The organism is Bradyrhizobium sp. USDA 4452, from assembly GCF_054063575.1.
The window spans coordinates 2,347,128-2,372,609 of record NZ_JBSSGK010000001.1; the positions used below are offsets into that span (position 1 = coordinate 2,347,128).

At 65.2% G+C, this 25,482-nt stretch carries 20 protein-coding genes and 1 pseudogene; 2 read left to right on the forward strand and 19 right to left on the reverse strand.

The genetic code is table 11. The features are described 5' to 3' along the window. The first annotated feature begins 32 nt into the window (after positions 1-32). Both ACVISU_RS11230 and ACVISU_RS11235 read left to right on the forward strand, forming a co-directional pair. Complete coding sequence (locus ACVISU_RS11230; RefSeq protein ID WP_456706988.1) at positions 33-1,202, forward strand: FAD-dependent oxidoreductase; 1,170 nt, start codon at positions 33-35, stop codon at positions 1,200-1,202. A gap of 73 nt (positions 1,203-1,275) precedes the next feature. Then, complete coding sequence (locus ACVISU_RS11235; protein ID WP_456706989.1) at positions 1,276-2,088, forward strand: tetratricopeptide repeat protein; 813 nt, start codon at positions 1,276-1,278, stop codon at positions 2,086-2,088. On the opposite strand, the gene ACVISU_RS11240 is transcribed toward ACVISU_RS11235, so the two are convergent. From ACVISU_RS11240 to ACVISU_RS11330, 19 genes and pseudogenes are all read right to left on the reverse strand, one after another. Beyond that, a complete protein-coding gene (locus ACVISU_RS11240; RefSeq protein ID WP_456706990.1) occupies positions 2,077-2,787 on the reverse strand; it encodes a hypothetical protein in 711 nt (236 codons plus the stop codon). The genes ACVISU_RS11235 and ACVISU_RS11240 overlap by 12 nt on opposite strands. 173 nt (positions 2,788-2,960) lie before the next feature. Next, positions 2,961-4,704: pseudogene (locus ACVISU_RS11245) on the reverse strand (ABC transporter substrate-binding protein). Between the two features lie 110 nt (positions 4,705-4,814). Then, positions 4,815-5,141: a DUF2160 domain-containing protein gene (locus tag ACVISU_RS11250; RefSeq protein ID WP_050400648.1), complete on the reverse strand. Its 327-nt coding sequence runs from the start codon at positions 5,139-5,141 to the stop codon at positions 4,815-4,817. 8 nt (positions 5,142-5,149) lie between these two features. Further along, positions 5,150-5,956 (reverse strand): carbohydrate ABC transporter permease, encoded by an 807-nt coding sequence (locus tag ACVISU_RS11255; RefSeq protein WP_456706991.1) that lies wholly within the window; start codon positions 5,954-5,956, stop codon positions 5,150-5,152. Then, positions 5,956-6,858: a carbohydrate ABC transporter permease gene (locus ACVISU_RS11260; RefSeq protein WP_050400649.1), complete on the reverse strand. Its 903-nt coding sequence runs from the start codon at positions 6,856-6,858 to the stop codon at positions 5,956-5,958. Before ACVISU_RS11260 ends, ACVISU_RS11255 begins: the two co-directional genes overlap by 1 nt. Continuing rightward, entirely contained in the window at positions 6,858-7,943 is a 1,086-nt protein-coding gene (locus ACVISU_RS11265) for an ABC transporter ATP-binding protein (protein WP_456706992.1), read from the reverse strand. The genes ACVISU_RS11260 and ACVISU_RS11265 overlap by 1 nt, the downstream gene beginning before the upstream one ends. A gap of 12 nt (positions 7,944-7,955) precedes the next feature. Further along, a complete protein-coding gene (locus ACVISU_RS11270; protein WP_050400651.1) occupies positions 7,956-9,044 on the reverse strand; it encodes an ABC transporter ATP-binding protein in 1,089 nt (362 codons plus the stop codon). Next, on the reverse strand, positions 9,041-10,585 hold the full coding sequence (glpD, locus tag ACVISU_RS11275) for a glycerol-3-phosphate dehydrogenase (protein ID WP_050400652.1): 1,545 nt from the start codon (positions 10,583-10,585) through the stop codon (positions 9,041-9,043). Before glpD ends, ACVISU_RS11270 begins: the two co-directional genes overlap by 4 nt. Before the next feature lie 336 nt (positions 10,586-10,921). After that, positions 10,922-11,752 (reverse strand): DeoR/GlpR family DNA-binding transcription regulator, encoded by an 831-nt coding sequence (locus tag ACVISU_RS11280; RefSeq protein WP_050400653.1) that lies wholly within the window; start codon positions 11,750-11,752, stop codon positions 10,922-10,924. A 183-nt stretch (positions 11,753-11,935) separates the two neighbouring features. Then, positions 11,936-12,610, reverse strand: coding sequence for an HAD family hydrolase (locus ACVISU_RS11285; RefSeq protein WP_050400654.1), 675 nt, complete (start codon positions 12,608-12,610; stop codon positions 11,936-11,938). Between the two features lie 81 nt (positions 12,611-12,691). Continuing rightward, positions 12,692-12,886 (reverse strand): hypothetical protein, encoded by a 195-nt coding sequence (locus tag ACVISU_RS11290; RefSeq protein WP_456706993.1) that lies wholly within the window; start codon positions 12,884-12,886, stop codon positions 12,692-12,694. 166 nt (positions 12,887-13,052) lie between these two features. Next, positions 13,053-13,406, reverse strand: a complete 354-nt coding sequence (locus ACVISU_RS11295; RefSeq protein ID WP_063270682.1) for an acyl-CoA thioesterase — start codon at positions 13,404-13,406, stop codon at positions 13,053-13,055. 89 nt (positions 13,407-13,495) lie between these two features. Continuing rightward, positions 13,496-15,592, reverse strand: coding sequence for a 3-hydroxyacyl-CoA dehydrogenase NAD-binding domain-containing protein (locus tag ACVISU_RS11300; protein ID WP_456706994.1), 2,097 nt, complete (start codon positions 15,590-15,592; stop codon positions 13,496-13,498). A 2-nt stretch (positions 15,593-15,594) separates the two neighbouring features. Then, positions 15,595-16,878, reverse strand: coding sequence for an acetyl-CoA C-acetyltransferase (locus tag ACVISU_RS11305; protein ID WP_456706995.1), 1,284 nt, complete (start codon positions 16,876-16,878; stop codon positions 15,595-15,597). Further along, entirely contained in the window at positions 16,878-19,145 is a 2,268-nt protein-coding gene (locus ACVISU_RS11310) for an acyl-CoA dehydrogenase (RefSeq protein WP_456706996.1), read from the reverse strand. The genes ACVISU_RS11305 and ACVISU_RS11310 overlap by 1 nt, the downstream gene beginning before the upstream one ends. A 215-nt stretch (positions 19,146-19,360) precedes the next feature. Next, positions 19,361-20,605 carry an SMP-30/gluconolactonase/LRE family protein gene (locus ACVISU_RS11315; protein ID WP_456706997.1) on the reverse strand — a complete coding sequence of 415 codons (1,245 nt, stop codon included), beginning with the start codon at positions 20,603-20,605 and terminating at the stop codon, positions 19,361-19,363. 267 nt (positions 20,606-20,872) lie between these two features. Continuing rightward, on the reverse strand, positions 20,873-21,496 hold the full coding sequence (locus ACVISU_RS11320) for a flavin reductase family protein (protein WP_456706998.1): 624 nt from the start codon (positions 21,494-21,496) through the stop codon (positions 20,873-20,875). 161 nt (positions 21,497-21,657) lie between these two features. Further along, positions 21,658-22,266 (reverse strand): TetR/AcrR family transcriptional regulator, encoded by a 609-nt coding sequence (locus ACVISU_RS11325; protein ID WP_050400663.1) that lies wholly within the window; start codon positions 22,264-22,266, stop codon positions 21,658-21,660. A gap of 21 nt (positions 22,267-22,287) precedes the next feature. Next, positions 22,288-25,425, reverse strand: coding sequence for an efflux RND transporter permease subunit (locus ACVISU_RS11330; RefSeq protein WP_456706999.1), 3,138 nt, complete (start codon positions 25,423-25,425; stop codon positions 22,288-22,290). Positions 25,426-25,482 lie beyond the last annotated feature (57 nt).

Below are 25,482 nucleotides of genomic sequence, written 5' to 3' on the forward strand. Positions count from 1 at the left end.
TACCTATGTATCCTGTTGTAATCGTGGTGTCCATGAGTTCAGATCCAATTCGCATTGCCATTGTCGGCGCCGGCCCCGGCGGACTGACGCTTGCCCGGCTGCTGCATGTTGCCGGCATCAGCACCACGGTGTTCGAGCGGGAGACGAGCCCGACCGAGCGGCTACAGGGCGGAACGCTCGACCTGCACACCGAGAGCGGTCAGCTGGCGCTGGCGCGCGCCGGGCTCACCGACGGCTTCCTGCGCATCGCACGTTACGAGGATCAGGGCAGCCGGCTCTACACGAGCGATGGCCGGCTGCTCCTCGCGGATGACGACACGACCGGCGACCGTCCGGAGGTCGACCGCACGGCGCTGCGCGACCTGCTGCTGCAATCCTTGCCGACGGATGCCGTCGCCTGGGCGCGTTGCCTACGCGAGGTCGCGCCACGGAACGACGGCCGTTACGATCTCGTCTTCGACGGTACGCACGAAGGGCCGTTCGATCTCGTGATCGGCGCCGACGGCGCTTGGTCCCGGGTGCGGCCGCTGGTGTCGCGCTATCAGCCGCAGTACAGCGGCCTGACCTTCATCGAGTTCGGCATCGACGATGTCGACACGAGGCACCCTGCTTTGTCGCAGCTGGTCGGCCGCGGCAAGATGGGCGCAGAGTGCGCCGGCCGCAGCCTGATGGTCCTGCGCAACGGCAATGCCCATCTGCGCGGCTATGCGGTGTTCCGGGTGCCCGTTGAATGGGCCGAGCGGCGGTTCGACGTCAGCTCGCCCGCCGCGATGCGTGACGCGCTGCTCGGCGAATTCGCGGGATGGGCCGATGCCCTGCTCGACCTCCTCCGCGCCAGCAACGATCAATTCGCGCTCCGGCCGATCCACGCGCTGCCTGTCGGGCATCATTGGACCAACCGCGCCGGCATCACCCTGCTCGGCGACGCCGCGCATCTGATGTCGCCGTTCGGCGGAGAAGGCGTCAACGCCGCGATGCTGGATGCGGTGGAACTGGCGGCGCATCTGCTGGGATCAAAGGATTGGCGCGAGGCCGTTCGCGCCTACGAGGCCGGGATGTTCGTACGCGTCACCCAACCCGCAAGCGAGGCTGCCGAAGCCGCCGCGACCGAGCTGTCGCATATCAGCCAAGAACTGACGCTGGCGCACCATTACGCGCACATGCAGACGCGCGCGGCGTCCGGGCACACTGCGGCGCGGTAAGCGCTGGTCATGAACTCCGGCGCCGCATAGCATGGACCGCATCGAGCAAGCCTGAACACGGTCGCACGCGGAAATGAGCCAGGACAACGCCGAGGATATCGTTCGACGCGCCACTGTCGCCTTCAATGCCGGCCGGCATGGCGAGGCGATCGAGCTCTGCGAACGCGGGCTCGCGCGCCAGCCCGGCGAGGCGATGCTGAGCCATCTGCTGGCCGCGTTGCTGTTCGCCAAGGGCGAGATAGCGCCGGCGCGAAGGCATGTCGAGACCAGCCTGGCGCGGCGCCCGGACAATGCGGCGGCGCAGCTGCTCGCGGCGCGCCTTGCCCGCAGCGGCGGCGAATTCGATGCGGCACTGGCGCATCTCGACCGCGCCATCGCGCTCAAGCCGCAGCGCGAGGCCTTCGTCGAGAAGGCACGCACGCTGGAACTGGCCGGCCGCAAGGCGCAGGCCTGCGAGGCCTGGCAGGCGATCCTCAAGGCCATTCCCGAGCATCAGGAAGCCAATGCAAGACTTGGCCGGTTGGCCTGGGAAGATGGCAATCTCGCCGATGCGGTGAGCCTGCTCGAGCGCGCCGTTGGGAGCGCGGCGCCGGCCTCGGTGTGGTTCGATCTCGGCGTCGCAAAGCAGGATCTGCGCGATCACAACGGCGCTGCACGCGCCTATCGCAAGGCGCTCGAGATCAGGCCGGATTACGCCGAAGCCGCGCTCAATCTCGGAATCACGCTGCAGGAGCGCGGCGAGCCGGACGCCGCGATGCAGGCTTTCGCGCACGCCTATGCGTTGCGCCCGCGTTTGTTCGGATCGATCGCAATGGCAATGACCTCGGCCCCGCACGGCCGCCTCTGGCTCGACGAGCGCGCGCTGCGCATGGCGCTAGGTGGTTAGGCGCCCGCGCCTGGCGCGGAAATGCTTGCGGTAGACATTGGGCGCGGCCAACACCTCGCCGACGACTTTCGAATAGGCTTCGCGATGCGCATCGTCGAACGGCTCGAACACAAGTTCGGGGGTCGCGCGCGGCACCGCGAAGCATTGCACGACCGGCATCCCCTTCGGCAGCACGCCGGCAAAATCCGGCCGGGTCCAGATCGCCGGGAAATTGATCCCGCCATCGTGAAACCGGTCGGCGTCGACCAGCCCCGAGATCACGCGGAACGGCAGGTCGTCGCGATTGACCGGATGGGTCGCGAACAGCGACCAGCCCGGCTCGAGCTCGATGGTCCAGAAGCTGTTGAATTTGAGCGCAGCCTGCCCGTTGGCGAACGGCGCGCCGGCGAATTGCGCCACGGGATGGAAGCTGAGCGGCGCGCGCGGATGGCCCTGCGTCGCCGGCTCCGGAATGTCCCAGTCCCACGCGAAGGCGCCGCGCTCGACCCTGACATCGCAGGGCAGCGGGACCATGACCCCATGGGCCATCGCATCGACGAAGGGCGGGCATTGCTTGACCGTGCGGATCTCGCGATCGTGGATGTCGGAATGCGCCTTCGCCGGCATCGCGCGCAGCCAGTCGGGCAACGCGCTGCGGGCCGGAAACGGGCGCGGCAGATGATCCGCGAGCCGCGGATCGCAACGAAAAGTCATGCGCATGGCGAAACTCCCCGGTCATGATGCGACGACAAGCAGACGCATGATGACCTCATCGCGTCATTTGAGCACAATCCCGACCTGGTCTCCACAGCCACCGATCCAGCAAAAAAGGCCGGGATTGCTCCCGGCCTTTTGCAGTCTGCGGATGGCGTGGGCGGTCAAGCCCAGCCGTCTTACTTCGCTTCGGCGCGCTTCGGCGGGCTCGCCGGCCACGACTTGATCAGCGTATCGTAGTCGACCGTTTCGCCCTTCGGCTTCTCGTTCGCGAGCTTGCGCTGCGGAGCGATGGTGCCGTCCTTCTCGGCCTTCTTGTACCAGTACTCGGCGGTTTCCTTCTTGTTCAGCTTCGGTCCGCAGGCACCCTGCACACCGGACTTCTCAAGACGCTCCATCACCGAATCCTGGGCCGCGGCAAGCGCGTCCATCGCAGCCTGCGGCGTCTTCGCACCGGACGACGCATCGCCGATGTTCTGCCACCAGAGCTGAGCGAGCTTCGGATAGTCAGGCACGTTGTTGCCTGTCGGGGTCCACTGCACGCGCGCGGGCGAGCGGTAGAACTCGATCAGGCCGCCGAGCTTCGGGCGCGCGCTCGGTGAACGACTTGTCCCAGATGTCGGATTCACGGATGAAGGTGAGACCGACATGGCTCTTCTTCAAGCTCACCGTCTTGGAGACGATGAACTGCTGGTAGAGCCAGGCCGCCTTGCGGCGATCAACCGGGGTCGACTTCAGAAGCGTGAGCGAGCCCACGTCCTGGTAGCCGAGCTTCATGCCGTCCTTCCAGTAGGCACCATGCGGCGACGGGGCCATACGCCACTTCGGCGTACCGTCCGCGTTCATCACGGCGATGCCCGGCTTCACCATGTCGGCGGTGAAGGCGGTGTACCAGAAGATCTGCTGGGCGATATTGCCCTGCGAGGGCACCGGGCCCGACTCGGAGAAGGTCATGCCCTGCGCCTGCGGCGGGGCATACTTCTTCATCCAATCGAGATACTTGACGATCGAATAGACCGCCGCCGGGCCGTTGACGTCGCCGCCACGCTCGACCGAGGAGCCGACCGGACGGCAGCCTTCCATGCGGATGCCCCATTCGTCGACCGGCAGGCCGTTCGGGATGCCCTTGTCACCGTTGCCGGCCATCGACAGCCAGGCGTCGGTGAAACGCCAGCCGAGCGAGGGGTCCTTCTTGCCGTAGTCCATATGGCCGTAGACCTTAACGCCGTTGATCTCCTTGACGTCGTTGGTGAAGAAGTCGGCGATATCTTCATAGGCCGACCAGTTCACGGGCACGCCGAGATCGTAGCCATACTTGGCCTTGAACTTGGCCTTGTATTCCGGGTTGGTGAACCAGTCGTAGCGGAACCAGTAGAGGTTCGCGAACTGCTGGTCGGGCAGCTGATAGAGGTGGCCGTTCGGTGCCGTCGTGAACGACTTGCCGATGAAGTCGTCGACGTCGAGCATCGGATCGGTGACGTCCTTGGCTTCGCCCTTCATCCACTCGGTCAGGTCGACGGCCTGGCCGTAGCGGAAGTGGGTGCCGATGAAGTCCGAGTCGTTGATCCAGCCGTCATAGACGTTCTTGCCGGACTGCATCTGGGTCTGGATCTTCTCGACGACGTCACCTTCCTGGATGATGTCGTGCTTGACCTTGATGCCGGTGATTTCCTCGAACGCCTTGGCGAGCGTGCGGGATTCATATTCGTGCGTCGTCAGGGTCTCGGAGACGATATTGATCTCCATGCCCTTGAAGGGGGCAGCGGCCTTGATGAACCACTGCATCTCCTTCATCTGGTCGTCCTTGGAGAGGGTCGACGGCTGGAATTCGCTGTCGATCCACTTCTTGGCGGCCGCCTCGTCGGCGCGGGCCGGCGCGACAAGAGTGACCGATGCTGCGACGAGCGCGACCGCGCTGGTCATCGTCAAAAGCTTATCTTTAGTCATTCGTAAATGTCGCATGTGATTCCTCCGGTTGCAGCGACTAAATCCAGGCCCGGGTAGACCCCGGATCTGCTCTTTTTTCGCGTTCTTCAGACGGTGCGAAAGATCACCACGGCTGCAAGAAGCGAAAATACCGTTCCGAGCCACAGGCTCGAAATCTCGACGCCCTCCCCGATCGGCAGGGTGAAAATCGGATCGGTGCCGACGAGCCCGATCCACAGCAAATGGATCACCGCCGCCAGCACCAGCGAGACGAACAGACGGTCGCCGCGCGTGGTCGGAATGCGTAGCACGCCGACCCGCTCCGCCTCGGGATAGGCGATCGCGAGCCAGGTCATCATCCCGAGCGTAGAGGCAAGCAGCACGAAGAAGACCGCGGTAGGCCAGGTCCATGCCATCCATGCGATGCTGTCCATGAGCCCTCCTAGACCCGGCCGAGCGCGAAGCCGCGCGCGATGTAGTTGCGGACGAACCAGATCACGAGCGCGCCGGGGATGATGGTGAGCACGCCGGCCGCGGCAAGCAGGCCCCAGTCCATGCCGGCGGCCGAGACCGTGCGCGTCATGATCGCGGCGATCGGCTTGGCCTGCACCGAGGTCAGCGTGCGCGCCAGCAGCAGCTCGACCCAGGAGAACATGAAGCAGAAGAACGCGGCGACGCCGATGCCGCTCGCGATCAGCGGCACCAGGATCTTGATGAAGAAGCGCGGGAACGAATAGCCGTCGAGAAAGGCGGTCTCGTCGATCTCGCGCGGCACGCCGGAGACGAAGCCTTCGAGGATCCACACCGCCAGCGGCACGTTGAAGATGCAGTGCGCAAGCGCCACCGCCCAGGGCGTATCGAACAGGCCGATCGCCGAATACAGGTTGAAGAACGGCAGCGCGTAGACCGCCGCCGGCGCCATGCGGTTGGACAGCAGCCAGAAGAACAGGTGCTTGTCGCCGAGGAAGCGATAACGCGAGAACGCATAGGCCGCCGGCAGCGCCACCGCGATCGAGATCACGGTGTTGATGACGACATATTCCAGCGAGTTGATGTAGCCCGAATACCAGCTCTCGTCGGTGAAGATGCGCCTGTAGTGTTGCAGCGTCGGCGTATGCGGCCACAAGGTCATCGTCGAGACGATCTCGGCGTTGGTCTTGAAGCTCATGTTGACGAGCCAATAGATCGGCAACAGCAGGAAGATCAGGAACAGGGCCATGATCAGGCGGCGGTCGGGGATCGAATGCATCACGCCGCTCCTTCCTTGACCGGACGCTCGGAGCCGGCATTGGTCATCACGGTGTAGAACACCCAGCACACGATCAGGATGATCAGATTGTAGACCAGCGACAGCGCCGCGGCCTTGCCGAGGTCGAACTGGCCGAGCGCGATCTTGACGAGCTCGATCGAGACGAACGTCGTCGAGTTGCCGGGGCCGCCGCCGGTGACCACGAACGGCTCGGTGTAGATCATGAACGAGTCCATGAAGCGCAGCAGCACCGCGATCAGCAGCACGCGGTTCATCTTCGGCAGCTGGATCGCCTTGAACACCGCCCAGCGCGACGCACCGTCGATCTGGGCCGCCTGGTAATAGGCGTCGGGGATCGACTTCAGGCCGGCATAGCACAGCAGCGCGACCAGGCTGGTCCAGTGCCAGACGTCCATCACGATGACAGTGACCCAGGCATCGACGTCATTGGAGACGTAGTTGTAGTTGAAGCCGAGATGGTTCAGCACATAGCCGAGCAGGCCGATATCGGGCCGGCCGAAGATCTGCCAGATCGTGCCGACCACGTTCCACGGAATCAGGAGCGGCAATGCCAGGATGACGAGGCAGGCCGCAACGCTCCAGCCCTCGCGCGGCATCGACAGCGCGACGACGATGCCGAGCGGCACCTCGATCGCGAGGATCACGGCAGAGAAGAACAGGTTGCGGCCGAGCGAGGCCAGAAAGCGGCCGCCGAGATCGGTCGAGGGATCGAGCAGCTCCTTGAACCAGCCGACGCCGTTCCAGAAGAACTGGTTGTTGCCGAAGGTGTCCTGCATCGAATAGTTCACGACGGTCATCAGCGGCAGCACCGCCGAGAACGCCACCACCAGGAACACCGGCAGCACCAGGAACCAGGCTTTTTGGTTGATGGTCTTGTCCATCAGGCGACCCCTTCCACCAAATGGCTGTCGGCATAGACGTGGACGTAAGCGGGATTAAAGATCAGCCCGGCGGTATCGCCGGAGACCGAGAAGCCCGGCGGCACACGCGCCGCGAGTTTGGTGTTGCCGACACGAACGCGGGCGAACTGGATGCGGCCGAGATCGTCGATCCGCTCGATGGTGGCCGACAGCAGCCCCGATGCGGGCGCCGCGACGTCGACGAATTCAGGCCGCACGCCGATTTCGATCTTCTTGCCTGCCGGCAGGACACCATAGTTGCGATGCAGGCCGATGACGTGACCGTCGATCCGCGCCTCGTGGCCGGAGACTTCGGCCGGCACGATGTTCATGCCGGGCGAGCCGATGAAATAGCCGACGAAGGTGTGCGCCGGCTTGTCGAATAGTTCGGCCGGCGTGCCGCTCTGCACCACGCGGCCGTCATGCATCACGACGACGGTGTCAGCGAAGGTCAGCGCCTCGGTCTGGTCGTGGGTGACGTAGATCATCGTGAGGTCGAGCTCGCGATGCAGTGCCTTCAGCTTGGAGCGCAGCTGCCATTTCAGCTCGGGATCGATCACCGTGAGCGGCTCGTCGAACAGCACGGCAGCGACGTCGGAGCGCACCAGGCCGCGACCGAGCGAGATCTTCTGCTTGGCGTCGGCGGTGAGCCGCGTCGCCTTGCGGTTCAGATACGGCGTGAGGTCGAGCAGATCGGCGATCTGCCTGACCCGCGCATCGACCTCGGCCTTGGCGACGCCGCGGTTCTTCAGCGGGAAGGCCAGGTTCTCACCCACCGTCATGGTGTCGTAGATGACAGGGAACTGGAACACCTGCGCGATGTTGCGCTTCTGCGTCGACAGCGGGGTGATGTCACGGCCATCGAACAGGATCTTGCCGCGCGACGGCGTCACGATGCCGGAGATCAGGTTCAGCAGCGTGGTCTTGCCGCAGCCGGACGGCCCGAGCAACGCATAGGCGCCGCCCTGCCGCCAGGTCATGGTGACCGGCTTCAGCGCAAAGGATTCCAGCGGCGCGTCATTGCCGTTGTAGGACTGCGCGAGATCGACGAGGTCAATGCGGGCCATGAAGCATCTCCCTCACTTCGAGAAATTTGTTGCGGGTGAAGCGACGAGGCGGTCGGCCGCGTCGAACACGAAGATGTCGTCGGGATCGAGCGCGGCGTCGAGCACCTGCCCGGGTTCATATTCGTGCACACCATGCAGCACCGCGACCCAGTTCGAGCCGTGGACATGAACGTGGACGAAGCTCTCCGAGCCGGTGATCTCGGTCACCGTCACGGCAGCGGAGAATTTGTGGCGATCGGGCGCGACGTTCCCGACCTCGAGCTGGTGCGCGCGGAAGCCGATCTTGTACATGCCGTCAGGCAGCTTGGCGTAGAGCCCGGCCGCGGGCGCCTGCTCGCCGCCGGCATAGACCACCCGGTCGCCCTTCTTCTCGATGCCGATGATGTTGAGCGGCGGATCGGAGAAAACCTGCGCGACGCGCAGCGTGTCGGGATGGCGGTAGACCTTCGGCGTCGCGCCGGTCTGCAACGCCCGGCCTTCCCACATGCACACCGTGTCGCCGCCGAGCAACAGCGCCTCCGACGGCTCGGTGGTGGCATAGACGAAGATCGCACCCGACGCCTCGAAGATCCGCGGCAGCTCGGCGCGCAGCTCCTCGCGCAGCTTGTAATCGAGGTTGGCGAGCGGCTCGTCGAGCAGCACGAGGTCGGCGCCCTTGACCAGCGCGCGCGCAATCGCGGTGCGCTGCTGCTGGCCGCCGGAAAGCTGCAGCGGCGTGCGCTTGAGGTAGGGCTCGAGCCGCAACAGGGCGGCCGCCTCCGCCACCCGCTTCTCGATCTCGGCCTTTGGCTTGCCCTGCACCCGCAACGGCGAGGCGATGTTCTCGTACACCGTCAGCGAGGGATAGTTGATGAACTGCTGATAGACCATCGCGACCGAGCGCTGCCGCACATCGGCGCCGGTGACGTCCTTGCCGTCGACCAGCACGCGGCCGGTGGCCGGCTTGTCGAGGCCGGCGAGCAGCCGCATGATCGAGGTCTTGCCCGACAGCGTCGGCCCGAGCAGCACGCTGAGCGTGCCACGCTCCAGCGTCAGCGAGACATCGCGGATGGTCGCCACGCCATCCACGGTTCGCGTGACATTCTGCAGGGTAACGCTCATGCCCGTCCTCCCGCTTCGCGGAGGGGACGTTCACCGGACACGCGGTTGGCGGCCATCCACTCGTCGAGCGCGGCGATTTCACCCGCCGTCATCCGCAAGCCCAGCTTGGATCGTCGCCAGACGACATCTTCCGCAGTCCGAGCCCATTCGTTCGCCATCAGGTACCGGACTTCACTTTCCGTCAAGGTGGCGCCGAAGGAGCGGCCGAGATCTTCGGCCGATGCTGCGTTGCCCAACACCTTGCCGGCGCGCGTGCCATAGGCGTGCGCGAGACGATTGGCGTGGGACTGCGCGAGGAACGGATAGTTGCGCACCAGCTCGGCGCTCAACGCTGCGACCGCGGAGACATCCATGTCGCCGCCGGGCAGCGGCGCCTTGCCGGTCCAGCCCTCCTGCGCCTTCGCGCCGCGCAGATAGGGCGACAGCCGCTCCAGCGCCTCTTCGGAGAGGCGGCGATAGGTGGTGATCTTGCCGCCATAGATCGACAGCAGCGGAGCACCGCCGGGCGTATCGAGCTCGAATACATAGTCGCGAGTCGCGGCCTTGGCCTCGCTCGCACCGTCGTCATAAAGCGGTCGTACGCCGGAGTAGTTCCAGACCACATCCTCCGGCCTCACAGGCTTGGCGAGGTATTCGCTGGCGGAGGCGCAGAGGTACTCGATCTCCTCGCGCGTCGCCTTCACCGCGGCCGGATCGCCGTCATAGTCGCGATCGGTGGTGCCGATCAGGGAGAAATCGTTCTGGTAGGGAATGACGAAGATGATGCGGCCATCGGCATTCTGGAAGATGTAGGCGCGGTCGTGGTCGTAGAGCTTCGGCACCACGATGTGCGAGCCCTGCACCAGGCGTACCTTGGCCCGCGCGTTGACGCCGGCGCCCGACGCCAGCACCTGCTCGACCCAGGGGCCGCCGGCGTTGACCAGCACGCGCGACTTGATCGTCTCACGCGAACCGGTGGCCGTGTCCTCCACCGTGACGTGCCAGACGCCGTCGACCTGCCTGATCTCGACCGCCTTCGTGCGGGTGCGGATCTCGGCGCCGCGATCGGCGGCATCGCGCGCAGTCAGCGCGACCAGCCGCGCGTCGTCGACGAAGCAGTCGGAATATTCGAAGCCCTTGGTGTAGCGCCCGGGGATCAGCGGCTTGCCGACCACGTCGCGGGTCAGATCAAGCGAGCGCGTCGCCGGCAACAGGTGCCGGCCACCGATATGATCGTAGAGGAAGAGGCCGAGCCGCAGCAGCCAGGCCGGGCGCAGGCCCGCGTGGTGCGGCAAAACGAAACGCAGTGGGCGAATGATATGCGGCGCGATCTGCCAGAGGATCTCGCGCTCGATCAGCGCCTCGCGCACAAGACGAAACTCATAATACTCGAGATAGCGCAGACCGCCATGCACGAGCTTGGTCGACCAGGACGACGTCCCGCTGGCCAAGTCATTCATTTCACAGAGGAAAACAGAATTGCCCCGGCCCGCCGCATCGCGCGCGATGCCGCAGCCATTAACGCCGCCTCCAATGATGGCGAGGTCGTAAATTCGGTCCAAAGAACGCTTCCCCCGGCAACCGCCTTCGCTTTGACGGTTTTACTTTCGGATTGGAGTAGATCACAACCAAAAACGAAAGCAAAGTGAAAATGGGGAACTTCTGCTGGGGATTTTTTGGGCGAGGTGACCGCGGCAGGGGCAACCTTTCCCTCGGCCCATCCAGTACAAGACCCGTCACCCCCGCGCAGCGACTTCGCCGCTGTCGCTGGAGGCGCGAGCGGAGCGAGCCTCGAAGGGTGCGCGGCCCGAGCAGTGGCCGTCGACCCTTCGAGACGCGCTACGCGCTCCTCAGGGTGACGGGTCTGATAGTGAACGCTTTGATCAGAGAGTCCGGAATTACGCGCTGCGCAGCGTCGCGGGTGCGGCGTCGGCGCCGTTGTCGTCGATGTCGACGGCCGGCTTGTCCATCGCCACCACCACCTCGATGCCGCGGCTGTGGCAGATGTTGGCGAGGCCCGCAGGCAAGGGCGAATCGGTGACGAAGGTCTGGATCTGGCTCATATGCGCGATGCGCACCGGCGCGCTGCGGCGGAGCTTGGTCGAATCGGACACCAGCATCACGTTGCGCGCATTGGCGATGATCGCCTGCGCCACCTGCACCTCGCGATAGTCGAAGTCGAGCAGCGCGCCCTCCTCGTCGATCGCGGACGCGCCGATGATGGCGTAATCGACCTTGAACTGGCCGATCAGCTGCGTCGCGGTCGAGCCGACCACCGCGCCGTCGGCGCGGCGCACCGTGCCGCCGGCCACCACCACCTCGATCCGCGGATGGCGATACAGCAGCATCGCGACGTTGAGGTTGTTGGTGATGACCAGGAGGTCCTCATGCGAGGTCAGCGCGCTTGCGACCTCTTCCGTCGTGGTGCCGATGTTGATGAACAACGAGCAGCCGTTCGGAATCCGCGCAGCCGCGGCGGCGCCGATCGCCTTCTTCTCCTCGGCGGCGACGAAGCGGCGCGCCTCATAGGCGAGGTTCTCGACGCCCGAGGCGATGATCGCGCCGCCATGGATGCGGGTCAGCGACCGCTCGTCGCAGAGATCATTGAGGTCCTTGCGGATGGTCTGCGCCGACACTTCGAATCGCTTGGCGAGGTCCTCGACCATGACCCGGCCGAACGCGCGTGCGATGTTGAGGATTTCAGTCTGGCGATGGGAGAGTCCGGCCACGGCGGCCCCCTTGAAACGGCAATTGGTCGGGCATGGTCGATTCGGAAAACCGTTTTCCGCCTTTCCGGGATCATGCTCATGCCCATGGTGCGACCGATCGGCACTGACGTCAACGAGCAAGCACCGGCGCGGTCAAGAACTGCATTGCAGCAATCTCGCGCCGGTGAGTGCCGCCGCGATTCCTCACCACGCCATTGCCGATGCAACCAGGCGAATCAATTCCGGATCATCGAATGCCGCCGCGCTGGCAACGGCACCGGCCGCGACCAGATCGGCATGACTGAGCCCGGTTCGCATCCCGATCGTCGCGATGCCCGCCGCCGTCGCCGACTGGATGCCGGAGCGCGAATCCTCGAACGCCAGCGAAGCCGACGCCTGCGCGCCGGCGAGGCGCAGCCCCTCAAGATAGGGCAATGGGTGCGGCTTGCCGTGCGCCAGCTCATCGCCGATCACGACGGCCTTGAAGCGGTGCGCAATGCCCAGTCCCGCGAGCAGCAGCTCGGCGTTCGGGCGCGGCGCGTTGGTCACCGCCACCATCGGCACGCCGGCGCGATCGGCCGCCTCGAGCAGCGCCATCAATCCCGGCACCGGCGCGATCTGGCCGGAGACCAATTCGCGGAAGATCCGCTCCTTCTCGCCGAGGATGACGGCGCGGCGTTCGGCCGGCTCGTGCGCGAGGAAGCGCTCGCCGATCGACGCGTTGGAGAAGCCTTGCAGTTCCTTGCCGAAGCGCGCGTGATCGAAGCTGTGTCCGTGAGGACCGAGCACCCGGTTGAACGCTGCCAGATGCAGCGGATCGGTATCGGCGAGCGTGCCGTCGATATCGAACAGCAGCGCTTTGTTTTGTGTCTGCGACATCCGAAAAACGTTTCCGTGAATTCGGATGCATCAATACAGGCTATCGCAGCGCGCGCAAACGCCGCGCCGCAAAGCTCCTTGTCAGGAAGCCAGCTGAAAATCCTGCCCAGTGACAAGCCGCCGCGCCGCGCGCTCGGCCTCGCGTGCATTGCGGAAAATCTGGCCCTCCAGGGCCTGGAAGCGTTGCGAAGCGGCGAAAAACGCGTAACCCTTGGCATCGCGCACCACGATACCCGCGGTCTGTGAACTCACTTCGATGACGCAGCAGTCGGACATAGTCGGCCTCGGTTTGATTCCGGCCCGACAACGGTGTCGCCGTCTGATTGTTCCTCGATTTATTTTCGAAACGACGAGCCCTTTTTGCAACCGGATCGCACGACTGTCTCAGTTTCGACGCGTTTGCTCTCGCGCCGAATCAGCGGCGTTATTCGCGCAAAAGACGTCAGGTCGAAATCGTCGCACCATCGCGCTGGATCGGTTGCGGATGGCCCTGCTCGTCGATCGACACGTAGGTGAAATTGCCGTCGGTGACGAGGATCGACTGCTGCTCACGGCGGCGCAGCACCCAGGCTTCGAGATGCACCGTGATCGAGGTGCGGCCGACGCGCACGAGATTGGCATGCACGGAGACGAGGTCGCCGACATAGACCGCCTTGCGGAAGTTCATCGCCTCGATCGCGACCGTCACGGTGCGCGACTTCGCAACCTTCGAGGCGAACACGCCGCCGCCGAGATCCATCTGGCTGAGCAGCCAGCCGCCGAAGATATCGCCATTGGCATTGGTATCGGCCGGCATCGCCAGCGTGCGGATGCAGAGGTCACCCTGCGGCTCGTTGCCGCTGATCGGCGGCGCGTGAACATGAGCATTGGGCGTTTGGGTGTCGGTCACTTGAAAGTCTCCCAGCCGGGATCCGGCGCAAATCGTCCGCCGAACTTGCGCATCAGCGTTTGCATGGTCGACACCACATTGTCGACGCCGCGGCTGCGCGCATAGTTGAGCGGGCCGCCGCGGAACGGGGCATAGCCGGTGCCGAAGATCATCGCGCCGTCGACCATATCGGGATCGTCGACGATGCCTTCGCGCAGGGCGGCGACGCAGACATTGGAGATCGGCAGCACCAGGCGGTCGATCATCTCGTCGCTGGCTTTCGGACCGGTCTCCGGCAGCGGCACCCTCTCCGCCTTGCCGTCCTTCCAGGTGTAGAAGCCCTTGCCCGTCTTGCGGCCGAGTTCGCCCTTGGCGACCTTTTCGCGCAGCCACGCAGGCGTCGGCGGCAAGGTGTCGCCGAACTTCGAGCGCAGCATGTCGCCGACATCGAGGCAGATGTCGAGGCCGACCTGGTCGGCAAGCTCGATCGGCCCCATCGGCATGCCGAACTCGACGGCTGCCGCGTCGATCAGGCGCTGGTCGGTCTTCTCGTCCAGCATCATCATTGCTTCCAGCATGTAGGGCGTCAGCGCGCGGTTGACGAGGAAGCCCGGCGAGCTCTTCACCGGCAGCGGCAGGCGATCGATGGCGCCGACGAAGGCGCGCGCCTCTTTCAGCATCGCAGTGTCGCTGCCGTCATGGCTGACGACTTCGACCAGCTGCAGCCGCGACACCGGGTTGAAGAAATGCAGGCCGAGCAGCCGCTCCGGCCGCGCCAGCGTGGTACGCAAGTCCTGCAGCGGGATGCTCGAGGTGTTGGTCGCAAGGATCGCGCCTGGTTTCATCCTCGGCTCGAGCGAGGCATAGACCTTCTGCTTCAGCTCGAGCTTTTCCGGCACCGCCTCGATGATCAGATCGGCGTTGCGGACGCCCTCGCCGTCCATGTCGGGGATCAGCCGGTCGAGCGCATCGCGCTGGTCGATCTTCCTGCGCATGATCTTGCCGAATAGCTCGGCGGCGCGCTTCATCGCGCCTGCGATCGGCTCGGCCTTCATGTCGGCGAGTGTGACGCGCATGTCCTGGTTGGCGCACCAGGCAGCGATATCGCCGCCCATCGCGCCGGCGCCGATGACGTGGACGTGCTCAACCTTGTTGCCGCTGCCGGCCATCTTCTTCATCTGCTCGCGCAGGAAGAAGACGCGGATCAGATTCTGCGCCGTCGGCGTGACCATCAGATTGGCGAACGAGGCCTTCTCCGCATTCAGCATCGCCGCGCGGTTGCCGGCGTGCTTCTCCCAGAGATCGATCAGCGCATACGGCGCCGGATAGTGCTTGCGCGGCGCCGCCTTCTCGGCCTCGCCGCGCATCCGGGAGGCGAGGAAACCGCGCACCGGCCCCAGATTGAGGATCGAATTGAGCACGCCGGGCTTGGCGCGCTTCAGCCGGCCGAACACCGCGCCCTTCACCGCGTTGCGGGCATGACGCTCCTGGGTGACGGCGTCGACCAGGCCGAGCGCCTTGGCGCGGCGCGCGTCGATCGTCCTACCGGTCAGCATCAGGGTCATCGCCTGCATCGGGTTGATCAGCTCCGTGAAGCGCACGGTGCCGCCGAGGCCGGGATGCAGGCCGAGCATCACCTCGGGGAAGCCGAACCTGGCATCGTCGATCGCGATCCGCATCTGGCAGGCCAGCGCCACCTCGAGGCCGCCGCCGAGGCAGAAGCCGTGGATCACGGCAACTGACGGCACGCGCAGCCCTTCGAGCCGGTCGATCACCGCATGGGCCCGGCCGATCTGGGTCTCGACCGCGCCGGGATCGCTGACGCCGCGGAATTCATTGACGTCGGCGCCGGCGATGAAGCCGCTCTTTTTCGCGGAGCGCACCACGAGCCCGGTCGGCCGCTGGTTTTCCAGCGCGGTGACGACAGCATCGAGCTCCTCGAGCAGATCGGCGGACAGCGTGTTGGCGCTGGTGCCGGCGCGGTCGAACAGCAGCCAGGCAATGCCGTCCTCGTCACGCGTCAGCTTGAAATTCCTGTACGGGCTGTCGGCAACCGGCTTCGGCCCGAGTTCGAGCTCGCGGTCGGCGAGAAGGTCCATGATCCGTGAATCCATGATCACACCGTCTCAATCAACATCGCGCCGCCCTGCCCGCCGCCGATGCATTCGGTGGCGACGCCGCGCCTGGTGCCGAGCCGCTTCATCGCATTGACCAGATGCAGCACGATGCGGTTGCCGCTGGTGCCGACGGGATGGCCGAGGCTGATCGCGCCACCATCGACATTCAGCTTGGTGCGGTCGATCTCGCCGGCTGCGCCGTCAAGTCCCAAAATCTCGCGGCAGAATTTGTCGTCGTTCCAGGCCGCGAGACAGCCGAGCACCTGGGTGGCAAAGGCCTCGTTGAGCTCCCAGGTCTCGACCTCCTGCAAGGTCATCCCGTTGCGCTTGAGCAGCGCACTCGCCGACAGCACCGGACCGAGCCCCATGATCGAGGGATCGAGCGCCGACCATTGGCTGTCGAGGATGACGGCCTTCGGCGTCAGCCCGTGCTTGGCGACCGCGGTCTCGGACGCCAGGATCACCCAGGACGCGCCGTCGGTGATTTGCGAGGAATTGCCGGCGGTGACCTGGCCCCAGGGACGCTCGAACACCGGCTTCAGCTTGGCCAGCGTCTCGGGCGTCGAGTCCGGGCGGACGCCGTCGTCATGGTCGTAGAACTGGCCGTCGCGGGAGAACGCGGTCTCGACCTCGCCCTTGAGAAAACCTTGCTTCTGCGCGTTGGCGAGCCGCTGGTGGCTCTCGGCGGCGTAAGCATCGGATTGCGCCCGGGTGATGCCGAAGAGATGACCGACCTTCTCGGCGGTCTGCCCCATGTTGAGCTCGGTGATCGGGTCGGTCAGCCCGCGCTCGAGGCCGATGATCGGCTTGAAGTAGCTCGGCTTCACCTTCAGCGCCGCGGCGATCTTGGCCCCCAAGCCCTTGGCGCCGGCAAAGCCGGCAAACCAGCGTACGCCGGAATTCGGCCAGACCAGCGGTGCGTGGCTCAGCGCCTCGGCGCCGCCGGCGAGGATCAGATCGGAGATGCCTTCCCGGATGTAGCGGTAGCCGGTATCGATCGACTGCATGCCGGAGCCGCAATTGATCTGCACCGTGAAGGCGACCATCTGCTCGCCCATGCCGAGCCGGAGCGCGGCAACCCGCGCCGGGTTCATCTCGTCGGCGATCACGTTGACGCAGCCGAGGATGACCTGGTCGAAGGCGGTGGGCGCGAAAGGCTGCCGCGCCAGCAGCGGCCGCCCGCATTGAACGGCGAGGTCGACCGGGGTGAACGGGCCGGGACCGGAGCGCGCCTTCAGGAACGGCGTCCGGCTGCCGTCGACGATAAAGACTGGTCGCGCCATCAGCTCGCCGCCCTCTGCTCACCCAGCTCCTGGAAGAACTGATGCACGTCGGCGGTTTTCTTGTAAATCGGGGACAGCGCCTCGGGCGCAAAATCATCGACCTCGATGACCTTGGCCACCGCCTCATGGGCGGCGGCGAGCTTGTCGCCGTCGGCCTCGGTGATGACGCCTTTCTTGACGGCATCCTTCCAGTCATGCAGCCGCGCCGCGCGCAGCTGCTTGGCGGCATCCTCGGCCTCGGTGACGAGGCGGAAGGCCTTTTCCAGCCGCGGGATGCCGCCGTCGTCCTCGACAAAGGCGAGGTCCGGCGTCAGGCGGTCGCGCGCCGCTGAGGGCGACAGCACGAGTTGTGCGCAGAGATGCACGACGCGGTCCGACGGGCCGGTGACGCGTGCGCCGAACGGCTGGATCAGGAATTTCAGCAGCCATGCCACCGGGCGGTTCGGCAGATTGGCAAGGATTTCCGCAAAGCGGTTCTCGATGGTCTTGAAGCCGGATGCCATGCACCATTCGAGCGCAGGCAGATCCTCCTTCTGCCGGCCCTCATCCTGCCAGCGTTTCAGCGCGGCGGAGAGCAGATACAGTTCGGAGAGGATGTCGCCGAACCGCGCCGAGAGCATCTCCTTGCGCTTCAACGCGCCGCCGAGCGTGAGCAGCGCCATGTCGGCGCACAGCGCGAATGCCGACGAATAGCGCGAGAGCTGGCGATAGAACTCCGTTGCATCGCCGGCATCCGGCGCCGGCGCAAACAAACCGCCCGCCCAGCTGCGGCCCCAGGCGCGGAACATGGTCGCAAAGCTGTGGCCGACATGCTTCCAGAACGCGGTGTCGAACGCAGTGAGCCCCTTGTCGCGATCGGTCTCGCTGAGCGCATTCATCTCCTGCAACAGATAGGGATGCGCACGGATCGCGCCCTGGCCGAACACGATCAGGTTGCGGGTCAGGATGTTGGCGCCCTCGACCGTGATGCCGACCGGCACCGAACGGTAGAGCCCGCCGAGATAATTCTGCGGCCCGTCGATCACGGCCTTGCCGCCATGGATATCCATGGCGTCGTCGATCGCGATCCGCATCCGCTCGGTGGCGTGCAGCTTCATGATGCCGGAGATCACCGCGGGGTGATGCCCCTCGTTCAGCGCGGCGCAAGTCAGCCGCCGCGCGGCGTCGAGCAGATAGGCGGTGCCGGCGATGCGCGCGAGCGGCTCCTCGATGCCCTCGAACTTGGAAATAGAGATCCCGAACTGTTCGCGGATGCGGGCATAGGCGCCGGTGGTGCGCGCGGCATAGGCGGCGCCTGCGGCCGATAGCGAGGGCAGCGAGATGCCGCGGCCGGCGGCGAGCGCCGTCATCAGCATCTTCCAGCCCTGGCCGAGCCGCTCCTCACCGCCGATGATGTAGTCGAGCGGGATGAAGACGTCCTTGCCCCAGTTCGGACCGTTCTGGAACACCTGCATCGCCGGCAGATGGCGGTGGCCGATCGAGACGCCGGGCAGATGGGTCGGGATCAGCGCTACCGTGATGCCGAGCTCATCCTCGTTGCCGACCAAATGATCGGGATCATAGGCCTTGAAGGCTAGGCCGAGCAGCGTCGCGACAGGTCCGAGCGTGATGTAACGCTTGTGCCAGTTGAGCTTGAGCCCGATCACCTCGCGGCCTTCGAAATTGCCCTTGCAGACGATGCCGCTGTCGATCATCGAGGCGGCATCGGAGCCGGCCTCGGGGCTGGTCAGGCCGAAGCAGGGAATGTCCTGGCCGGAGGCGAGGCGCGGCAGCCATTTGTCCTGCTGCTCCCTCGTGCCGAAGCGCATCAGCAGTTCGCCCGGTCCGAGCGAGTTCGGCACCATCACGGTGACGGCCGCGGTCAGCGAGCGCGAGGAGATCTTGCGCACCACTTCGGAATGCGCATAGGGCGTGAAGCCGAGGCCGCCGAACTCCTTCGGGATGATCATGCCGAAGAATTTCTTCGCCTTGATGAAGGCCCACACCTCGGGCGGCAGATCGCGCCATTCCCAATTGATCTTCCACTCGTCGAGCATCGCGCAGAGCTCGTCGACCGGGCCGTGCAGGAAGGCGTTCTCCTCGTCGGTCAATTTGGCCGGCGCGAATGCCAACAATTTCGACCAGTCCGGATTGCCGGTGAAGAGATCGGCGTCCCACCAGACGTCGCCGGCCTCCAGCGCCTCGCGCTCGGTGTCCGACATGGTCGGCAGCACGCCACGCGCCCAGGAGAAGATCGGTTTTGTCACATAGTCGCGGCGGAAGCTCATGGTGGGACCCTCATGCAACGGCAGCGTGGATGGGTGATCTTACCGAAAAGTGCCGTTCACCGGTGAACACTTCGCTGTTCAAATAAAGCGAAATTGACGCGGCCGAGCCGCCGTTTGTTAACGGCAGGCCGCGCGTCCGGTTCCGAAAGCTGAGCTGCGACAATCACGTAGCGGGGATTGCGCCGGCGGCTCGTGCCGGCGCCGCCCTTTCACGGCTAGGCCGGTCCCGCACCCTGGGTCGCTGTATAGACCGCGTAGAGCGACTGGCTTGCGGCCATGAACAGGCGGTTGCGCTTGGGGCCGCCGAAGGTGATGTTGCCGCAGACCTCGGGCAGCCGGATGCGGCCGAGCAGCTTGCCTTCCGGCGACCAGCACGTCACGCCGTTGTAGCCGACCGCGCGGCCGGCATTGCTCGAGCACCAGACGTTGCCGTTGACGTCGCAGCGGATGCCGTCCGGCCCGCACTTCACGCCGTCGATCGTGAAATCGCTGAACCGCTTGCCGTTGGAGACCTTGTTGTCGGCGCCGACATCGAACACGAACACGTCACCCTTGCCGCCGGGGCCGGTATCGCCCGGTCCCTTGCCGGTCGAGACGACGTAGAGCTTCTTGTAATCGGGCGAGAAGCAGATGCCGTTCGGATCCGGCACCTGGTCCTCGGTCACGACGACATCGACACGGCCGGAGGGATCGATGCGATAGCAATTGGTCGGCAGCTCCCGCTTGGCGGCGACGAAGCCCGCCGGCTGGCCGATCCGCGGATTGAGCTTGCCGGCGGCGTTGCTCGCTCCACCGGCCGCGTCCGGCTCGCCCTCATAGAGCTGGCCGCCATAGGGCGGATCGGTGAACCAGTAGCTGCCGTCGGGATGCGCGACGACGTCGTTCGGCGAGTTCAGCCGCTTGCCTTGATAATTATCGGCGAGCACGGTCGCTGTGCCGTCATTCTCGTAGCGCGTCACCCGGCGGGTGAGGTGTTCGCAGGACAGCTGGCGGCCCTGGAAGTCGAACGAATTGCCGTTCGAGTAGTTCGATGGCATCCGGAAGACGCTGACATGGCCGTCATCCTCCGACCAGCGCATCTGCCGGTTGTTCGGGATGTCGCTCCACAGGAGATAGCGGCCCTGCGAGCTCCAGGCCGGGCCTTCCGCCCAGAGCAGGCCGGTATAGAGCCGCTTGATCGAGGTGTTGGGCTGGGCCAGATCGTTGAAGGACGGATCGACCGCGATGACGTCGGGGTCCCAGAAATAGGTGGTCGGCGCACCGCGCGGACTGAAATCGCGCGGCGGGCTGGTGATCGTGGTCGGCGGCCCGACCGGCGCCGGCGCGTTCTGGGCCAGCGCCTTGCCGGCTCCCGCGGCGGTCGCGGCCGCGGCAACCGCCAGTCCCTGGACAAGTGTTCGTCGTGAAACGTCCGGATCGCGCCGCTCTTCTGTTGGATTGCTCCGCTCTTGGCGTGTCATCGCATCCTCCCACTGTTGGCCGGCCGTTGATCCGGCCTGGCGCGCGGGAGGTTAGACTGCTCGCTCGGAGGTTGCGAGTGACGGTTTTTCATCACTGCGCGCGGGAATTTCACATTGTCGTGGTTCCGCTTCCGTCATTGCGAGGAGCAAAGCGATGAAGCAATCCATCTATCCTACGTGTGGAGGGATGGATTGCTTCGCGGAGCCTGTCATCGGGCGCGCGTTCGCGCGACCCGTTGGCTCGCAATGCCGGCTACACGGACCGCTTCAATCCGGCCGGATCATCTCGAACATGTTTTCCGGCTTGATCTCGAAATAGTCCCCTCTCCGGCCGGCGCGGACGATCGGGTGGGCGAGACCGGTCTGATAGACGCCGTCCTTGATGAAGGCCTTGTCGATGTGGACGGCGACCACCTCGCCGAGCGTCAGCCAGGCCTCGGCCTTCCTGCCGTCGGCGCCCTGCAGCTGGATGATCTGGCTCACCTTGCATTCGAACGACACCGGGCTTTCGGCGACTCGCGGCACGTTGACGAGTTTGCCGGCGATCGGTGTCACGCCGGCGAGCTTGAACTCGTCGACATCGCGCGCGACATGCGCCGCGGTCGCGTTCATGTGCTTCGCCAGATCCATCGTCGCCAGGTTCCAGACGAACTCGCCGGTGTCCTGGATGTTGGCGACGCTGTCCTTCCAGTTGGTGGAGGAGAAGCCGATGATCGGCGGGGTGTAGCAGAAGGCGTTGAAGAAGCTGTAGGGCGCGAGGTTGACGTTGCCGCCTTTGTCGCGCGAGGAGATCCAGCCGATCGGCCGCGGCGCCACGATGGCGTTGAACGGGTCGTGCTTCAGGCCGTGGCCGTTCTTCGGCTCGTAGAAATGCAGGTCTTTTTCGGTCACGGAGCGCCCCTCTTGCCGTAGCCCGGATGGAGCGCAGCGCAATCCGGGACAGTGTCACAAGCGGAAATGACCCCGGATTGCGCTGCGCTCCATCCGGGCTACAAACTCGCTTTGCCTGCTATACGGAAAGAGTCAACTGACGAAAGCGTCAGTGCCGGCGCTCAATGGGCGCGCGCGCGCGGCGACAGGCCGGCGATCACGAAATCGATCATCTGGTCGATGGTCGGGCCCGGCTTGGTGGCGCATTGGGCGATCATTTGCGGGTGGAAGAACCGCATCATCGCCGTGCCAGCGCACAGCGCGGCGACCTCGAGGTCCTGGACTTCGAATTCGCCGGAGGCCACACCCTGCGCGATCACCGCGCCGATGGTCTGGCCGATCAGCTCCATATGGGCGACACAGACCTCCCAGTCCTCCTGCATCGCGATCTCGACCATCTCGTGCAGCTTGGAATCGCCGACATAGCGCTCGGTGTTCATCCGATTGATGGTCGTCATCATCTGGCGCAAGCGGGTCGCCGCCGGCCCCTCCGATCGGGCGATGCGCTGCGCCTCGATCTCGACCTCGCCCATCAGGCTGCGCGCCACGCCCTCGTGGATCGACTTCTTCGAATCGAAGAAGCGGTACACGTTGGCGGGGCTCATCCGCAGCTCTTTGGCGATGTCGGCGACCGTGGTCTTCTGGTAGCCGATCTGTCGGAACAAGCGCTCGGCCACCACGAGGATGCGCTCGCGGGTGTCGGTTTCGCTATGTTCCGTGATCAGTGTCATGTTGGCCTGCTCAATGTTCAATTATTCAGCGGCTTCAGCAAGCGGAAATGCGCGTTGCGCATCGCCGGCATGCTGCGGCGCAGTATCGATTTGCTCGGGGCCGCTCTCCTCGAGGGTCTTGCGGAACCAGAGGGCGTAAAGGCCCGGCAGATACAGCAAGGTCAGGAAAGTCGCAACAAACAAACCGCCCATGATGGTGATCGCCATCGGGCCCCAGAACGCCGAGCGCGACAGCGGGATCATGGCAAGGATGGCTGCCAGCGCGGTCAGCACCACCGGCCGCGCGCGCCGGACGGTGGCCTCGACGATCGCCTCGCGCCGGGTCAGGCCGGACGCCACGTCGCTCTCGATCTGATCGACCAGGATCACCGTGTTGCGCATGATCATGCCGGCGAGCGCGATCAGGCCGAGCAGCGCCACGAAGCCGAACGGCTGGTTGGCGACGTTCAAGCCAAGCGAGGCGCCGACGATGCCGAGCGGCGCGGTCAGGAACACCAGGGTCAGGCGCGAGAAGCTCTGCAGCTGGATCATCAGCAGCGTCAGCATCACCATCACCATCACAGGGAAGAGGATGAAGATCGACGCATTGCCCTTGGCCGATTCCTCGAACGCCCCGCCCGGCTCGATCCGGTAGGCCGGCTCGAGATGGGCCTGGATGTCCTTCAGCTTCGGCGCGATCTGGTTGGTGACATCGGGCGCCTGCACGCCGTCGACGACGTCGGAGCGCACGGTGATCGCCATGTCGCGGTTGCGTCGCCACAGGATCGGCTCCTCATGGGCATACTCGATCTTGGCGATCTGCTGGAGGGGCACCGCCACGCCGTTGCGCGTGGTGATGGTGAGATCGCCGACCCGGCTGAGATCGAGCCGCTCGGACGGCACCGCGCGGGCGACGACGCCGACCTTCTCGATGCCGTCACGGATCGTGGTGACCGGCGCGCCCGAGATCAGCATCGCCAGCGCCTGCGAGACGTCCTGCGGGGTCAGGCCGAGCGCGCGCGCCCGGTCCTGGTCGACCGCGAGCTTCAGGTAAGGCGACTGCTCGTTCCAGTCGAGCTGGACGTCCTTGACGTTCTTGTTCTGGCGCATGACGTCGCGGACCTGATAGGCGATGTCGCGCACCTTGTTGGCATCCGGCCCGACCACGCGGAACTGGACCGGGAAGCCGACCGGCGGACCGAAATTGAAGCGGTCGACCCGGACCCGCGCCTCGTTCAGCGCGCCGTCGGCGGCGGCCTGCTCGATCTTGGCCTTGACGCGCTCGCGCGCCTCGACGTTCTTGGCGAGGATCACGATCTCGGCGAACGCCTCGTTCGGCAGCTGCGGGTTGAGGCCGAGCCAGAAGCGCGGCGAGCCCTGCCCGACATAGGCGGTGTAGGTCTGGATGTCCTGGTCGTCCTTCAACAGCCCTTCGGCCTGCTTCACCGCCTTTTCGGTCACGTTGAAGGCCGTGCCCTCCGGCAGACGGAGCTGCAGGAACAGCTCGGGCCGCTCGGACAGCGGGAAGAACTGCTGCTGGACGTGACCGAAGCCCACGATCGCGGCGACGAACACGCCGACGGTCGCCGCCACCACCTTGATGCGGTGATCGACACACCACTGCACGACGCTGCGCAAGGCCCGATACATCCGCGTCTCGTAGATTGCGTGCGGATCGTGGTTCTGGTGCACCTTGATGTTCGGCAGCAGCTTGACGCCGATATAGGGCGTGAAGATCACCGCGACGAACCAGGAGGCGACCAGCGCGATCGCCACGATCCAGAAGATGCCGCCGGCATATTCGCCGACCGCCGAATTGGCAAAGCCGATGGGGAGGAAGCCAGCGGCCGTGACCAGCGTCCCCGTGAGCATCGGAAACGCAGTAGATTCCCAGGCAAAGGACGCCGCCTTCATGCGGTCCCAGCCCTGTTCCATCTTCACCACCATCATCTCGACTGCGATGATGGCGTCGTCGACCAGCAGGCCGAGCGCAATGATCAGCGCGCCGAGCGTGATGCGGTGCAGATCGAGCGACATCGCGTTCATCACGATGAAGACGATGCCGAGCACCAGCGGCACCGACAGCGCCACCACGATGCCGGTGCGCCAGCCGAGTGCGACAAAGGAGACGAACAGCACGATCGCGAGCGCCTCGACGAAGGAGTGCACGAACTCGCCCACGGCGTGCTCGACCACCTTGGGCTGGTCGGCGATCTGCTTGACGTCGATGCCCTGCGGCACCGCCTTCATGAATTCGGCGGTCGCCTGCTGGACCTCCTTGCCGAGCTCGAGGATGTTGGCGCCCTTGGCGGTGACGACGCCGATGCCGAGCGCGGGCTTGCCTTCCTGACGCACCTTGAAGCTCGGCGGATCGACATAGCCGTGGCTGACGGTTGCGATATCGCCGAGCCGGAACACTCGGCCGTTGCTTTCGACCGGCGTTTCGGCAACCGCCTTGACGCCGTCAAGCGCGCCGGTGACGCGCAGCGGCACGCGCTGCGATGACGTCTCGACCGTCCCGGCCGGCGTGACATTGTTCTGCTTGGCGAGCGAATCGAACAGCGCTTGCGGTGTGATGCCGAGCGTTGCCAGCTTGGCATGCGAGAACTCGACGAAGATGCGCTCGTCCTGGATGCCGTAAAGATCGATCTTGGTGACCCCGGGCACCTTCAGCAGGCGCTGGCGAAAACCTTCCGCGACTTTCTTGAGCTGCGCGTAATCGGCGCCGTCGCCGGTCATCATATAGAGGATCGAATCGACGTCGGAGAATTCGTCGTTGACCACGGGACCGAGGATGCCGGAGGGCAGCTCGCCCTGCACGTCGACCAGTTTCTTGCGGATCAGATAGAAGAGATAGGGCACGTCCTTCGGCGAGGTCGAATCCTTGAAGGAGACCTGCATCGCCGTGAAGCCCGGCTTGGAATAGGTCTGCACCTTGTCGAAGAACGGCAGCTCCTGCAGCTTCTTCTCGATGGGATCGGCGACCTGCATCTGCATTTCCTGCGAGGTCGCGCCCGGCCACATCACCGAGACGTTCACGACCTTGACGGTGAAGAACGGGTCCTCGGCGCGGCCGAGCTTCTCGTAGGAGAAGAAGCCGGCGGCGCCGAGGATGATCATCAGGAACAGCACCAGCGTCGGATGGCTGACCGCCCAGGCCGAAAGGTTGAAGCGCTTCATCGAACTCTCCAGGTCCAAATCGTCTCGACTTCAATCGTCATTGCGAGCGAAGCGAAG